Annotated in this window: 11 protein-coding genes; 3 read left to right on the top strand and 8 right to left on the bottom strand. The window is 45.8% G+C overall.

Annotation, left to right across the window (positions count from 1 at the left end):
- Positions 1-114: 114 nt before the first annotated feature.
- The 4 genes from glpD to NDJ01_RS06555 all read right to left on the bottom strand — a co-directional run bounded on the left by glpD (position 115) and on the right by NDJ01_RS06555 (position 5,233).
- Entirely contained in the window at positions 115-1,674 is a 1,560-nt protein-coding gene (gene glpD / locus NDJ01_RS06570) for a glycerol-3-phosphate dehydrogenase (RefSeq protein ID WP_006742413.1), read from the bottom strand.
- Between the two features lie 176 nt (positions 1,675-1,850).
- Complete coding sequence (locus NDJ01_RS06565; RefSeq protein WP_006742414.1) at positions 1,851-2,642, bottom strand: DeoR/GlpR family transcriptional regulator; 792 nt, start codon at positions 2,640-2,642, stop codon at positions 1,851-1,853.
- Positions 2,643-2,801: 159 nt separating this feature from the next.
- Complete coding sequence (gene glpK / locus NDJ01_RS06560) at positions 2,802-4,319, bottom strand: glycerol kinase GlpK (protein WP_258586461.1); 1,518 nt, start codon at positions 4,317-4,319, stop codon at positions 2,802-2,804.
- A 59-nt stretch (positions 4,320-4,378) separates the two neighbouring features.
- Positions 4,379-5,233 (bottom strand): MIP/aquaporin family protein, encoded by an 855-nt coding sequence (locus NDJ01_RS06555; protein WP_046875005.1) that lies wholly within the window; start codon positions 5,231-5,233, stop codon positions 4,379-4,381.
- Positions 5,234-6,130: 897 nt separating this feature from the next.
- Between NDJ01_RS06555 and glpT the strand changes: the two genes are divergently transcribed.
- Positions 6,131-7,495 carry a glycerol-3-phosphate transporter gene (gene glpT / locus NDJ01_RS06550; RefSeq protein ID WP_006742417.1) on the top strand — a complete coding sequence of 455 codons (1,365 nt, stop codon included), beginning with the start codon at positions 6,131-6,133 and terminating at the stop codon, positions 7,493-7,495.
- A 56-nt stretch (positions 7,496-7,551) separates the two neighbouring features.
- The gene (glpQ, locus tag NDJ01_RS06545; protein WP_074191727.1) at positions 7,552-8,607 is read left to right on the top strand and encodes a glycerophosphodiester phosphodiesterase; all 1,056 of its coding nucleotides are present in this window, start codon (positions 7,552-7,554) and stop codon (positions 8,605-8,607) included.
- 355 nt (positions 8,608-8,962) lie between these two features.
- On the opposite strand, the gene dapD is transcribed toward glpQ, so the two are convergent.
- The 3 genes from dapD to NDJ01_RS06530 all read right to left on the bottom strand — a co-directional run bounded on the left by dapD (position 8,963) and on the right by NDJ01_RS06530 (position 11,675).
- On the bottom strand, positions 8,963-9,994 hold the full coding sequence (gene dapD, locus NDJ01_RS06540) for a 2,3,4,5-tetrahydropyridine-2,6-dicarboxylate N-succinyltransferase (RefSeq protein ID WP_257896918.1): 1,032 nt from the start codon (positions 9,992-9,994) through the stop codon (positions 8,963-8,965).
- A gap of 329 nt (positions 9,995-10,323) precedes the next feature.
- Positions 10,324-10,620, bottom strand: coding sequence for a YebG family protein (locus NDJ01_RS06535; RefSeq protein WP_041852896.1), 297 nt, complete (start codon positions 10,618-10,620; stop codon positions 10,324-10,326).
- 128 nt (positions 10,621-10,748) lie between these two features.
- Positions 10,749-11,675: a LysR substrate-binding domain-containing protein gene (locus tag NDJ01_RS06530; protein ID WP_124008453.1), complete on the bottom strand. Its 927-nt coding sequence runs from the start codon at positions 11,673-11,675 to the stop codon at positions 10,749-10,751.
- Between the two features lie 109 nt (positions 11,676-11,784).
- On the opposite strand from NDJ01_RS06530, the gene NDJ01_RS06525 reads away from it, so the two are divergent.
- Positions 11,785-12,759 carry a TDT family transporter gene (locus tag NDJ01_RS06525; protein ID WP_025533968.1) on the top strand — a complete coding sequence of 325 codons (975 nt, stop codon included), beginning with the start codon at positions 11,785-11,787 and terminating at the stop codon, positions 12,757-12,759.
- Positions 12,760-12,834: 75 nt separating this feature from the next.
- Here NDJ01_RS06525 and NDJ01_RS06520 read toward each other — a convergent pair whose 3' ends face one another.
- Complete coding sequence (locus NDJ01_RS06520; RefSeq protein WP_258586460.1) at positions 12,835-14,658, bottom strand: DUF3413 domain-containing protein; 1,824 nt, start codon at positions 14,656-14,658, stop codon at positions 12,835-12,837.
- Positions 14,659-14,746 lie beyond the last annotated feature (88 nt).

Genomic DNA, 14,746 nt, shown 5'->3' with positions numbered 1-14,746 from the left:
TGAATAGTTGCTCTTATTTGTAATCAAGCGAAGCAAGCCAAAGTGTGGTGTAAAAACAGCAAAATAAAAAAGCCTGCAACGAGGCAGGCTTTCTAGTAGGGAGGGGAGGAGCAGTTAGCCAACTTGAGAAAGATTAACCACTTTCTGCTGTAGCTTTTCTTTTAAATAGTCCGATAAAGCCAGCTTTTCTTCGTCGTTCATGTACAGACCAAGCTTGGTACGACGCCACAAAATGTCTTCATCGGTCATTGCCATTTCATGGTTCATTAAGTAGTCGATCTCACGTTGGTAAACACCGCCGGCTTGCGATGAGAACGCGTGTCCAAGGTCAGCTTCGCTTGCTGTGCCTTCCATTAAGTTCCACGTTTGGGTACCAAATTGTGTTACGTAACGAAGAATCAATGCTTCTGGCGCCCAAGCGTATTTAGCATGAATTTGTTTAGCTAATTGTTCACGACTACAGCTGAAGTTACCACCAGGTAGGGTTTGATTTGCCGTCCAGTCGCTTCCCATCTCTGGTAGGAAAGGAGCCAGCTTTTTCATTGCCGCTTCACCCAGCTTACGGTAGGTCGTCAGCTTACCACCAAAGACAGAAAGCAGAGGTGCATGGTCGTATTCCGCATCGAGTTCTAGCGTGTAGTCTCGTGTGATCGCTTGCGGAGAGTCAGATTCATCGTCACATAAAGGACGAACACCGCTGTATGTCCAAACCACATCTTCGCGAGTCAGCTGGTGGACAAAGTGTTGGTTTACGATGTCGATGAGGTAATCGACTTCGTCATCTGAGATTGCCACTTCGCGTGGGTCACCTTTGTATTCCACATCTGTTGTACCAATGATTGAGAACTTATCTAAGTAAGGAATCATAAATACGATGCGGTTGTCTTTGTTTTGAAGAATGTAGGCTTGCGGTTCGTTGTGGATACGAGGAACAACGATGTGCGAGCCTTTGATTAAGCGAATGTTACGAGGAGAGGCTTGCTCTAATCCATCATCAAAGAACTGTTTTACCCAAGGGCCAGCTGCGTTTACTAGTGCTTTTGCTTTGCGTTCGAAACGTTGGTCTGTCATCACGTCATGAATTGTGACATGCCAGATACCACCTTCACGGTGTGCTTTTTCTACGCGGCAGTAGTTACGTACTTCTGCATGGTTTTCACGAGCAGCCAGAACGTTAAGTAATACTAAACGCGCGTCATCAACCCAACAGTCAGAGTATTCGAAACCGGTTTTCATTTCTGGTTTTAGCAAGCCCGATTTCGCTAAGTTGACGGTTTTGCTGCCTGGCAGAGTCGTACGTTTACCCAAGTTATCGTAAAGGAACAGACCACAGCGAATCATCCAAGCTGGACGTAGGAATGGGCGATGAGGCAAACGGAAACGCATTGGTAGGGCAACGTGAGGCGCTTTGCGAAGAATAACTTCACGCTCTGCGAGCGCTTCCGAAACCAAACGAAACTCGTAGTGTTCAAGGTAGCGTAAACCGCCGTGGATCAGTTTAGAACTTGCCGAAGAAGTAGCGGACGCAAAGTCACTTGCTTCGTATAAGCCAACACTCAAACCGCGGCCAGCTGCGTCTGCCGCAATACCAGCCCCGTTAATGCCGCCACCAATTACGATCAAGTCTAAGGTAGTGGATGAGCTAGTAGTGGAAGCATTTTTTTGTATACTCATAAATTTGACCTCTTGGTGAGCGAACGAGCATTTTAGAACATGATCTAATCCTAGCTTAGGTTTCGTTTGTGATCATCTATTATTTTCGTTTGTGAGCGTTTTGTGTGATTTAGGCACAAAAAAACCTCTGCCTAATTAAGACAGAGGTCATTTGAGAGGCAAATTAATGATTGAAACTACTCGTTTTCGAAGTTTGTCTCGTTCGCTTCAACGACTTCAAGTGGAATTGAAGCTTCTTTTAAAATCGACAGGATTTCTTCTGGTGGCTGCTTGTTGGTAAAGATCATGTTGAGCTGAGCGATATTGCCTAGCTTCACCATGGCATTACGCCCAAATTTGGTGTGGTCGACGGCGAGAAATACACTGCGGCTGTTGTCGATGATCGCTTGTTTGACCCTGACTTCGTGGTAATCAAAGTCTAATAGCGAGCCATCAAAGTCGATACCACTGATGCCAAGAATGCCAAAGTCGAGACGGAACTGTTTAACGAAGTCGAGAGTAGCCTCGCCAACAATGCCGCCATCGCGACTTCGAACTTCACCGCCTGCTAAGATGACTTTGATCTCTGGGTTGGGGAAGAGAATGGTTGCCACGTTGATATTGTTGGTAACCACGCGTAGCTGTTTATGGTTTTTATTGAGCGCTCGCGCAACCGCTTCTGGTGTGGTGCCGATATCAATAAATAGAGTCGCGCCATCAGGAATGTGCTTGACCACCTCGTCTGCAATGACATCTTTTTCATTGAAGTTGAGCGCTTTACGCGTGTTGTAAGATGTGTTTTCAGAACTGAGAGGGATGGTTGCACCACCGTGATAACGACGAATTTTGTTGTCGTCGGCGAGTTCATTAAGATCGCGTCGGATGGTTTGTGGGCTGACATTGAATCTTTCTACCAACTCATCCGTGCTGACATAGCCTTGTTTTTTCACCAACTCAACAATCTGTTGGTGTCGAGGTATTTGCTTCACTTACCACTCCCTTGTGCATTGGTAACGGCCAATGCTTCAAATTCGAAGCTCTATTGTGCTCGAATTTGCGCGTTGTGAGAAGTAAGCGAGTTCAGGAATCAGGGGCAAAGCGCAAAAAAGAGCGCACAAATGGCGCTCTTTTTTCGTATGGAGGTGAGATTAATCTTCTTCGTCGTGAAGCTCAGACCAGGTTTGCGCACATTTCACTGCGCGTTTCCAACCCTTGTAACGACGATTGCGCTTTTCTTCATCATCGTGCGGCTCAAAGGTGCGATCAAGCACCGCTTTATTCTGCAACTCGTCAATGCTATCCCAGTAACCCACGGCAAGGCCTGCAAGGTAGGCTGCACCGAGAGCGGTAACCTCAGTTACTTGAGGGCGGTGTACTTCTGTATTCAATACATCTGATTGGAACTGCATTAGGAAATTGTTCGCTACCGCACCGCCATCGACGCGAAGATTCGCCAACTTAATACCTGAGTCGGCTTGCATCGCATCCAGTACGTCACGAGTTTGGTAAGCAATACCTTCCAAAGTCGCACGGATAATGTGGTTTGAATTCACACCGCGAGTAAGGCCGACAATCGTGCCACGTGCGTAGGCATCCCAGTATGGTGCGCCTAAACCAGTAAATGCAGGCACGACATAAACGCCGTTTGATGTATCCACTTTTGTCGCGAAGTATTCAGAGTCTTCTGCACCGTTTAGGATTTTCAATTCATCGCGTAGCCATTGGATAGAAGCTCCACCCATGAATACGGCACCTTCAAGTGCATAAGCTGGTTCGCCTGCAGGACCACAAGCCAAAGTTGTTAGAAGACCATGTGTCGAAGTGACTTTTTCTTGGCCCGTATTCATTAGCAAGAAACAACCCGTGCCGTAAGTGTTTTTCGCCTGACCCGCTTCAACACACATTTGGCCGTAAAGCGCAGCTTGTTGGTCACCAGCAATACCAGAAATAGGAATACGAGTACCGCCTTTACCACCAATGTTAGTCTTACCGTAAACTTCCGATGAGCGTTTCACTTCTGGCATCATAGATGCTGGGATACCAAGCTCATCTAACATTTTCTGATCCCAACATAGATCGTTGATGTTAAATAGCATGGTACGCGATGCGTTAGTGTAGTCGGTCACGTGAACGCGGCCTTGAGTCATCTTCCAAACTAACCAAGTATCGACGGTACCGAACAACAGCTTGCCTGCTTCTGCGTCTTCGCGCGCGCCTTCAACGTTGTCCAGAATCCATTTCACTTTGGTACCTGAGAAGTAAGGGTCAAGTACCAAACCTGTGTTGTCACGTACGTAGTTTTCTAGACCACGCGCTTTTAAATCTTCACAGATGTCAGCAGTACGGCGACATTGCCATACGATCGCATTGTAAACGGGTTTGCCTGTTTCTTTATTCCAGACGATGGTGGTTTCACGCTGGTTAGTAATACCGATAGCCGCCAATTGGTCGCTACGGATGCCAGACTTAGCTAGAGCTTCTACCAACGTAGAGCTTTGTGTTGCCCAGATTTCCATTGGGTCATGTTCTACCCAACCTGCCTCTGGATAAATCTGAGTAAATTCGCGCTGTGCGACGCTTACGATGTTCGCGTCATGATCAAGAATTACTGCGCGAGAGCTTGTCGTACCTTGGTCTAGGGCAACAATGTATTTTTGCTCAGTCATGGTAAGAATCCTTTTGTTTCGTTATTTATATTTTAGTAAATGTTCGAGTTGCGTCAGTTTTAAGCTCTAGCTTCTTCTGTTTCTTCTTCCGTCTCACATTGGTTTGGAATTGTACAGCCGTGGCCTTGTTGTGGAAGGTAAGCCGCAATCGCTTTTGGATACAACCAACCACCAAAACACGCACCTGCAATCGGAGCAAGTAAAGGCACGATAAAGTAAGGAATGTCTTTAGCACCTGTCAGAGCGTAATCCCAGCCTGCGAAGTAAGCGAACAGTTTCGGTCCAAAGTCGCGCGCAGGGTTCATCGCGAAGCCAGTTAGTGGACCAAGAGAACCACCGATCACGGCAATCAAAATACCGATTAACAGCGGGTTCATTGCACCTCGTGCAGCGCCGTTATTTTCATCGCCCAAAGCCAAAATCGCAAACATCAGCACGGCAGTGATAACGAATTCCACAGCAAAAGCGCCAAAGAAAGAGAGGGAAGCATGTGGATAGGTTGAGAAGATACCAGCGGTTGCTAGTGCATCTTGGCTACTGCGGACGAAGTTATGTGCGATTTCGTAGTCGGTGAAAAGGTTGCTGTATAAGCTGTAAACCAACGCAGCAGAGCAGAATGCGCCAAGCATTTGGGCGATGATGTATGGCACCACTTTCGCCTTATCAAAACCATGGAACATAGCGAGTGCGATGGTTACCGCTGGGTTGATGTGCGCGCCTGAAACGCCGGCAGTACAGTAAATAGCGATGGCGACACCTAGGCCCCATACAATACTGATTTCCCATTGTCCAAATGATGCGCCTGTTAGAACTAAGGCTGCGACACAGCCTACGCCGAAGAAGATAAGTAGTCCTGTACCGATAAACTCGGCCAAACATTCTCCGAGCAGAGAGGGGTGTTTGTTCGTTGTCATGTTAAAAGTCCTTTGATCATTTTTGCCTGTCTAGCACGATACTATTGTGCACATATAAACGTTTGCGAAAACAAACGCGCGTTAAAAATGAGCGTTTGAGCATAAAATTGTTAATCAAAGTCTTCGTTTTTGTTAAATGGCGCATCTTTTAATCGAAAAAGAAAACAACGAAAAGAACTTCTTTGCTACGAAGTGTGTTTTGGAAGCGCTCAAATTACCGATGTGAAAAAGAATGCACAACTGGTAAGAGGAGTTTTGTGAAGCTGCTACGTGCTTGGGGATTTATTACTCAGATTTTGCGTAGTAATTAACCCTAAAGAGGTAAGGCGAGGTCAAGTACATCAAGGACTAGCGGTGATATAAGAAAATGCGTTGCTATGTTTATATCTCGAGAGGAACTTGTTATCCAAATTAGTGTTAATTATGAAAATGGAGAGGAAAATAAATATGGTTTATGTCTTGTGTTCGTGAATCACTGTCTAGGTTTGAGTTCAGATAACATTAGCTTTGTTATTTCGTTTGATACTAAGCGCGAACATTTTTCATCTTTTTAGTTATTTAGTGGTTTCGCGTAACAAGGATGGATGTGAAACACCCTTTTTACGGTTAATTTGTGTTCTTATTCGAGCCTTTGTTTCATTGGTTTCGAATTGGAATGCTCAAATGAGAGGTTGAAACATCAGTTTCATATTAACTAATTATGAGTAAAGTTGAACGATGGTCTAATTAATGCGCTCTAATTTACTGTATTTACTTATATTTAATTCATGTGCAACATTTGTCACAGAAATAAAATCCTAACTCAATACAATTCATGAACTTTCGAACGAAGATTTTATTTGTTTCGTTCGCTCCTTTTGTGTTTTTTACCATCGCATACAAAATAATGAGGTTCCTATGTTTGGAATATTCAAACCTAAGGCGCACATTGATCGTCTGTCCCCAGGCAGTATCGATAGCACCTACTCTCGCCTCCGTTGGCAACTCTTTATCGGTATATTTGTTGGCTACGCCGGTTACTATCTGGTTCGTAAAAACTTCAGTTTGGCGATGCCTTATCTTATCGAGCAAGGCTTTAGCCGCGGTGACTTAGGTGTCGCGCTGGCAGCTGTTTCCATTGCATATGGTCTCTCTAAATTTCTAATGGGCAGCGTATCTGACCGTTCCAACCCTCGCTATTTCCTTAGTGGCGGCCTACTGATGTCTGCATTAGTGATGTTTTGCTTTGGCTTTATGCCATGGGCGACTGGCAGCGTCACTGCGATGTTCATTTTGCTTTTCTTGAACGGTTGGTTCCAAGGCATGGGGTGGCCCGCATGTGGACGAACCATGGTGCACTGGTGGTCACGTAAAGAGCGTGGTGAGATCGTTTCGGTTTGGAACGTGGCACACAACGTGGGTGGCGGTTTGATTGGTCCACTATTTATTCTTGGCCTGTGGGCATTTAACGATGATTGGCGCACTGCATTTTATGTTCCTGCATTTTTCGCCACGTTGGTTGCTGTGTTTGTTTGGATGACGGTTCGCGATACGCCTCAATCTTGTGGTTTGCCACCGATCGAAGAGTATAAAGACGATTATCCTGATGACTATGACAAGTCGCACGAACAAGAAATGACAGCCAAGGAAATCTTCTTTAAGTATGTATTCAACAACAAGCTGCTTTGGTCGATTGCAATTGCAAACGCATTTGTTTACCTAATTCGCTACGGCGTACTGGACTGGGCACCTGTTTATCTAAAAGAAGCGAAGGATTTCTCGGTAGATAAATCGTCATGGGCTTACTTCTTATACGAATGGGCCGGCATTCCAGGCACATTATTGTGTGGTTGGATTTCAGACAAATTGTTCAAAGGTCGTCGTGCACCTGCTGGCATCTTATTTATGGTGTTAGTGACCGTTGCAGTGATGGTTTACTGGTTTAACCCTGCTGGTAACCCAATGGTGGACATGATGGCACTGATTGCAATTGGCTTCCTAATCTATGGTCCGGTTATGCTGATTGGCTTGTACGCACTTGAACTCGCTCCGAAGAAAGCCGCTGGTACTGCTGCTGGTCTTACTGGTTTATTTGGATACTTAGGTGGGGCAGTTGCCGCAAACGCGATTCTTGGCTACACGGTAGACCACTTTGGCTGGGATGGTGGCTTTATCATCTTAGTGGGTTCTTGTATTACTTCTATTGTGTGTTTGATGTACGCCTTCTTAGGTGAGCGTGCGCACCACGAGCAAAAAGAGCGCGAAAAGGAAGCGCTAGCGTAATATTTATTTAAAGAGGCAGTGGAATACTGCCTCTTCGCTTTATCAAGGAAATAACAATGAAAACAAAGTCAGTATGTCTTACTTTTTTAGCACTTAGCCTCTCAGCTGGTGCGATTGCGAAACCGCTTGTAATTGCACACCGTGGCGCATCGGGTTACTTGCCTGAGCACACGCTAGAAGCCAAAGCGCTTGCTTACGCAATGAAACCTGACTACATAGAGCAAGATGTGGTAATGACGAAAGACGACCAGTTGGTCGTGTTGCATGACCATTATCTCGATCGTGTAACGGATGTTGCGGAGCGTTTTCCTGATCGTGCGCGCAAAGACGGTCGCTACTACGCGATTGATTTCACACTGGCGGAAATCAAATCCTTGCGAGTAACTGAAGGCTTTAATATCGATGACAAAGGTAATAAGGTCGCTGGTTATCCGACACGATTCCCAATGTGGAAATCGGATTTTACCGTGCCGACGTTTGCTGAAGAGATTGAGCTAATCCAAGGACTTAACAAGACGTTGGGTTACGATATCGGTATTTACCCAGAAATTAAAGCGCCTTGGTTCCATCGTCATGAAGGTAAGGACATTTCTAAAGCGGTGCTTAAAGTCTTGAAGCAGTACGGTTACGACTCGCAAGACGACAAAGTTTACCTGCAGTGTTTTGATGCGAACGAACTGCAACGCATTAACAGTGAGTTGATGCCCGCAATGGACATGGATTTAAAGCTCGTTCAGCTCATGGCTTACACAGATTGGAACGAAACTATGGTGTACAAAGGCGATACAGCAACACCATACAGCTATGATTGGATGTTCGAAGCCGACGGCATGAAGAAAGTGGCGAGTTACGCCGAAGGTATTGGACCTTGGAAGCCGATGCTGGTGGATGATAAGTCAACCAAAGACAATATCATCATCAAGCCGTTGATGAAGTCTGCAAAAGACGCTGGTTTACAAGTTCATCCATACACGTTCCGTGCCGATCCAGGACGCATTCCAGCGTACACGGACAGTTTTGAAGGCATGATGGATGTGTACTACAACCAAGTGAAGGTGGATGGTTTGTTTACTGACTTCCCAGATAAAGCGGTCAGCTTTTTAAATCAGTAACCAGCACTCACGAACTTTGCTTTAAGCTAAAAAATCCCCCAACAGTTTTCTGCTGGGGGATTTTTCGTAGGGCTAATTCACTGCAATACCTAAATGACTTCAAGATGCTCAGTTCAGAGCGTGGTCACTGATACGAGTTCAAGGAAAATGACGAAGTGAAATAGCTCGCTATTTTCAAGTTATTTGACGCGGGAATCGTGATAGTGACACGCTCCCAAAGGGCGAGTTGTCTTGGCTTTCATGCTTTGTTAACGAGCTTTGATTTAGATTAACTAGATCTTCAACTCGTTGCCGCGCCTGCAAGCCAAGTCAGCCTCGCTGAATCAAGCATCTCGAGGTTATTTAGGTATTCTTATTAGTTGTTTTTATGCAGTTCGCTGTTCAGTTCAACCGCGCTCTTGTTTGCAAGACACTCGATTTGACCTGTCACAGAGTTACGACGGAACAGTAGATCAGAAACACCAGCAAGGTCGCGTGCTTTCACCACTTCGACTTCTTGACCTTCAGAATCTAGCATGAGTACTTTAGAGCCAGCGGTTACGTACAGACCTGATTCGATAGTACAACGGTCACCCATTGGGAAGCCAAGACCTGCGTTTGCGCCTAGTAGAGAGTTTTCACCGATGGAAACCACCACTTTACCGCCGCCAGATAGTGTACCCATGATAGATGCACCGCCACCGATGTCTGAACCGTTACCAACAACAACGCCAGCAGAAATACGGCCTTCAACCATGCTCACGCCAGTAGTACCCGCGTTAAAGTTGATGAAGCCTTCGTGCATTACCGTTGTGCCTTCGCCAACGTGTGCGCCAAGACGAACGCGAGAAGTGTCTGCGATACGAACGCCAGCTGGTACCACGTAGTCCACCATTTTAGGGAACTTGTCTACGCAATCTACGCTTAGCGTACGGCCAGCTAGGCGAGCTTCGATTTGACGCTCAGCCAGCTCAGGTAGGTCGATTGGGCCTTCGTTAGTCCATGCGATGTTGTGTAGTAGACCGAAGATGCCATCCAGTACTGTGCCGTGTGGCTTAACTAGACGGTTAGAGATAAGTTGAAGTTTTAGGAAGCCTTCAGCAACAGATTGTGGCTGTTCATCCGTAGCTAGAATAACCAGTACAAGCGGTTGTGCTGATTCTGCTGCTTTGGTTGCGAAAGATGCGTTTGCTGCATCGCCGTTTGCTTCGAAAGCCGCCGCAAGTTCTGCGCTTTGTGCTGCAGAGATCTCGATAGCTTGGTTGCCTTGTTCGTAACCTGCTACTGCTGCTAGTGCGTTAACAAGCTCTTCATTTGGGTTAAGAACTGGGTTTGGAAAAAACGCTTCAATGATTTTGCCATCGCGGTTTTTAGTCGCTGTACCAAAGGCTAGAGAAAAGAAAGCCATAGTTGATCTCCATGTGTTGAGTCTTGTGTCTCGTCTGTTCACTGACAAGAAATAATTAAGTTGTCAGCCATCATAATGAGAGTGCTAGGGAGTTTAAAGAGGGGAAATAGATAAAGTCTGTAGATGGATACCTTTTGTCTTTTGGGAGATATGTCTGTCTGATGAGAAATGTGGTTGTGAGGTGGTCAATTAGCAGGTGTTTGTTGAAATGAAAGAAGGCGATTTGTCGTATCTGTGCTCGAAAGAAAGGGCGATCTTTCCATGATGATGTGTGCCTTCAGATACAAAAAACGCCACATGATGCGGCGTTTCTTTAACAAATGAGAGGCTTATGCAGCGTCTTCTTGCTTGTCTTCTTCTACAGATTCAAGCTTTTTTGCTTTCTTTGGTGCTGGTTTGCGTTTTGCCCCCAGTGCGTAAAGCACTTCTTCTTTGTTTTGAGCGAGGTACATCGCAAGATCTTCTTGCTTACCTTCGTCTTCTAGAAGTTCACTTTTACCTAGCAGCGTGAATAGTTCGTCTGCCATGTCTAGCATTTTATCGTATGCGTCAGCTTCCGCTTTAGAGGTAAAAGTCATTTTCTCTTCTCCATTGCGTTCTACCACGTACTTGACGATTACAGCCATGGTTGGTCCCCTAACTTGGTGTATTGATACTGGCTTTTTATACAGTTTTTGACCAGTTAAGTCTAGCGACAAGCCTAAGAATGAGAGACACGTACAACTAACTGACCAGCATTTAAACTATCTCCGTTTCACTTGGAGGGTGTATCCTCTAGATAAAGGTTATTTGGTCGTTCCCAATCTTGGCAAAATTCGATAAACGTTCTGAGTAGTGGGCTTTGGTATTTCTCTTTATGAACCAGTAACCAGAAGCGACGTTTCATATCTAAAGGCATGTCGAGCAGTTTTACGCGGCCGTCACGAATAGCAGGTTCTGCAGACAAACGTGACAAGCAACCTAAGCCCAGCCCAGCAGATACTGAGTTGATCAACGCTTCGGTGGTATTGAGCTGAAAAGCTTCATGCCAATGTTCCAAGCGCGGCGCGACAACGCGCATAAAGAATTCGCGTGAACCAGACCCCGCCTCTCGCAATATCCATTCGCTGTTTTCTAGCTCGGTTAAGTTTACTGGCCCTTCGTGCGCGGCTGGGTAATCGGGCGCGCAAATCACGCACATTTCATCTTCGCTAAACTGGGTAGACTGCAATTCAGGGTGAAGTGTTTTGCCTTCAATTAGGGCGATGTCTAACTCGTAATCGGTCAGCATGTCGCAGATTTGTGCAGAGTTAGAAATGAACAGGCTTTGGGAACGATGGTTCGTTTGCTGACGAAATTCGCTAAGCAAATAGGGCGCGACTTGGTTGCCAATGGTGTCGCTGGCACCAATGCGAAGTTGTCCCGATAGCGCTTGGTCACCATCGAAAATGCTCTCGATGTCTTTGGCTCGGTTGAGTAATTCATCCGCCAGTGGCAGCAGTTTTTGACCTTCTTGGTTCAAAATTAGTCGGTTATTAACACGATCAAACAAGTGATGGCCGATCTGTTTTTCTAATTCTGAGAGTGCCATGCTCACTGCCGCTTTCGATAAAAAGAGGCTATCAGAAGCTGCTGTGAGCGTTTTGTGCTGCGTGATCGTCGTAAACACTTTCAGTTGTTTAAGAGAAATGTGACTTGCCATACCCCACCGTTAAGTAATTTTGAACGTTTGTTTTAAATAATTAGATATATCGGAACGAAGTGCAAGCGTATTATACGCTCCATCAAGAGTGAGTCTGGTTGAGGTCATCATGATTCAAAGAACAAAAGCAAAAGTAATGGGAGCACCAACTCCGATGGCGGGTTTGGCTCTTGGTATTGCAAGCTTAGGCTGGAGTTGGGAAAACTTCGCCGAATTACATGGCTACGGACAGTGGATTAGTGCGGGTATTGCGAGCGTATTGTTGGTTATATTGGCAACCAAGTTTTTGCTACATAACCATTTATTGAGAGAAGATCTTGCTCATCCGGTTGTGGGCAGCGTGGTTCCGACATTTGCGATGGGCACTATGGTGGTATCGAACTCTCTCGGCCATTTTTACCCATTGGCTGGTGATGTACTTTGGCTGATTGCAGTGGTCCTGCACATCGTGTTCTTGGTGAGCTTTGTTTACCATCGCGCCAAAGATTTTGAATTGCACCACATGGTTCCTAGTTGGTTTGTACCGCCAGTGGGTATCATCGTTGCGGATGTGTCTTTCTCTGGCAACCCGATGTTAGCACCAGTGGCACAAGGTGCATTGATGTTTGGGATGGTGGCGTACGCGATCATGTTGCCGATGATGATTTACCGTTTCATGTTTACCCATGAAATTCCGGATGCAGCGAAACCAACCATGGCAATCATGGCAGCGCCAGCAAGTCTATCATTGGCAGGGTACTTAACGGTCACTGCGACACCTTCACCAGTGATCATCGCTATGCTATTTGGTATCGCGGTATTGATGACGGCCATCATTTACCTCGCATTCTTTAAATTGCTTAGACTGCCATTTAGCCCAGGCTATGCGGCGTTCACTTTCCCGATGGTGATCGGTGCGACGGCGCTGTTTAAAATGGCGAATTGGATGGAGTTGCAAGGATTGGCTGCGCACTATGTTCAACAAGTGCGAGGCTTAGCTGGTCTTGAGTTGATTGTGGCAACATTTGTTGTCTCTTATGTGGCTTTACAATACATCAACAACTTATTGATTCAGCCACGCTTGATGCACGCTCATCACGCTTAAATAGCAGATAGGGAAAAGCCTCTTGGTCTTACTGCCAAGAGGCTTTTTTATTTCAATCGGCGTCGATGTTGGACACTAGCCTTTTTTGTAAAATCGCGACATCTCATCCAGAGAATGACGAATGATATCGACAGGAACTTTCTGTTCTTTCTCGACTTTTAACTGGCGATTCAGTTGCTGAGAGTGCCCGCCAGGATTGACCACAAGCATCAGTTCTCTGCCGACCAATGCATAGTTGTAGTAGCTGCCAGCAATATACCAATCGCGAGGGGCAGAGCTATCAAACAAGTTATGACCAACACTGTATGAACTCGTTGTGCCTTGAACGTCAAACAGCGTATTCATCATGGTTGGCACGACGTCAAAATGGGTCGTGCGGTAATCAATTTGCTCTGGTTGACGATTTGGCATGTACACGTAAAGAGGAACGTGTACTTGAACGTCACTGTAGTTACCCGTGTGGCCCCAATAGTTCATCTTATGGTCATTAAACTCTTCACCATGATCAGATGAAATCACCACAATGGTGTTGTCTAAGTCGACGTTTTTCAGCACATCACCAATCAAGCTATCGATGTAGTACAACGAGTTCTTGTATCGATTGTGGTAAAGCGAAGCGTCAAAATCGTTGTTGAGCAAAATGTGGTCAACGCGTTCCCAGTATGGTTTGAATTTCGCAAATTCAGGTTCGGGAAATACTGTGCCGTGGGCGGCATCGTAGAACAGAAAACCAAAGTACGGTTTGTCGCTGTCCTGCTTTTGGAACTCGATGAACTTGTCTGTGATCTGCTGATCGCGCTCGACTGCTGTTTCCCCAGTTTGTTTCAAGGTCAAGTCCGACACTTTTTTGAATACCGTGCGAGAAAGTGGTGGGCTGGTGAGCGGTGCCGAGCCAAAAATGCCCATGCGGTAGCCTTCTGCTTGCAGCGTATCCATAAAAACAGGAGAGCGTTGGCTTGCGTAAAAGCTTTCCCAGTAGGTCGCTGGCAAGCTGTAAAACAGGCTGAAAATACCCGCTTGAGTTGAGTTGCCGCCGCTCATATGTTGTGTGAAATTCACTGTCTTTTCGGCGAACTTACTGACATTTGGCATGACTTCCGGCGTCGCATCACTGTAGCGCCACGCGTCAACCAAGATAAACAAAACATTGGGCTGTTTCTCTTTGCTTTGCACTTGAATCGGCGCAAGCGGGTAGTTGAGTGAGCTCCGTTCAATGTTGGTTAACTCTACGCGGTTCTTTGATGCAATGCTCTCATCCACTAGGTCGTGTTTGTAAATAAATTTACGAGCCGTCAGCGGGTAGTAAAGTGGCCAGTTATTCGAAAACTGACTGACTTCATCGTCGTAAAGCGCGTTTTTGTACGCATGAATCATCTGCGTGCTAAGCAATACAGCAAACCAGACGCTGATCAAAACGAACTTAGCTCGGCTTTGTGCCAGCTTATTACTCATCCAAACGGTACAGGCGAGCCCGATCACCAGAACGGCAACTTCACTGATGAAGATTAGCCAACTCATCCAAGAAATATCGAAGACATCACCGCCACCTTCGAAAAACATACGGATTAATAGGGCGTTGATGTGAAGTTTGTATTGCTGAAAAACGAGGATATCGACTTTAAACATGACCAATAGACAGATCGCAATAGCGACCACGATGCCTTTGAATGCTCGAGTCGGTAGAAAAGAGAGCAATAAACTCAACAACATAAATGGAAGAGCGATCAAGCCCAGCCAGCCATATTGAGTCGAAACCAAATAGTAACCTTGCAACAAGGTTAGCGGTTCATTCTGATTGTTAGACAACACAAAAGGATAACAAGCGATCGACAGATACACTGCAAAGCAAGCAAAAAAAGCAATCAGCCAAGCGCTGTTGGAAGACAGTTTGCGAAACATACTTTTTGTTTGTTTATAAATTATGGGTAGTGGGAGTATAAAACAGTGTTTTTTATTATGGAATAGTTGCGACGAATGTCACGTTTTG

Source organism: Vibrio sp. HS-50-1, assembly GCF_024747315.1.
In the GTDB taxonomy this organism is placed as follows: Bacteria; Pseudomonadota; Gammaproteobacteria; order Enterobacterales; family Vibrionaceae; genus Vibrio; species Vibrio diabolicus.
Note: the sequence above shows the minus strand (reverse complement) of the source record. Positions and strands in the feature narration are given on the sequence as shown.